Below are 401 nucleotides of genomic sequence, written 5' to 3'. Positions count from 1 at the left end.
CGTACTGGTCCATAGCGGACTTCACGCCCGCCGGAACCATTGCGGTTGCGCCGTCAGCGGTGGTGATCTCCTCGGTAGCCTCAGCGTCGCCAGCGGCAGCCTCGCCGGACTTGTCGGCGTCGCCCTTGCCAGCGGTCTCGGTGGCGACCTCGGTCTCGGTGGCGGTCTCGGAGACAACCTCGGTGGAGGTCGGCTCGCCCTCGCCGTCGTTGGAGCAAGCAACCAGGCCGGTAGCGCCGATGGTCAGTGCAGCTGCGGAAGCGACGATCTTACGGGAAAACATAATTATTACCTTTCATTCTTGAAGTTAGTCCGTCGTCCATTATGAACTTTGCGTTAACGTTGAGCCCTCTTTGCACCCGATCGGGGGTGCGCCTTTCCACGCGAGGAACGCACCGTGC

1 protein-coding gene is annotated in these 401 nt (G+C 62.1%); it reads right to left on the bottom strand.

Features of this window, described 5'->3' with window-relative positions; translation table 11 throughout:
• A partial coding sequence (locus A9K58_RS18835; RefSeq protein WP_196769220.1) for a hypothetical protein occupies positions 1 to 283 on the bottom strand: 283 nt, incomplete at its 3' end.
• Positions 284 to 401 lie beyond the last annotated feature (118 nt).

Origin of the sequence: Stenotrophomonas maltophilia (genome assembly GCF_001676385.1) — a bacterium.
GTDB lineage: Bacteria > Pseudomonadota > Gammaproteobacteria > Xanthomonadales > Xanthomonadaceae > Stenotrophomonas > Stenotrophomonas maltophilia_J.
The sequence above is the reverse complement of the archived record's forward strand: the minus strand, read 5'-3'. Positions and strand labels throughout refer to the sequence as shown.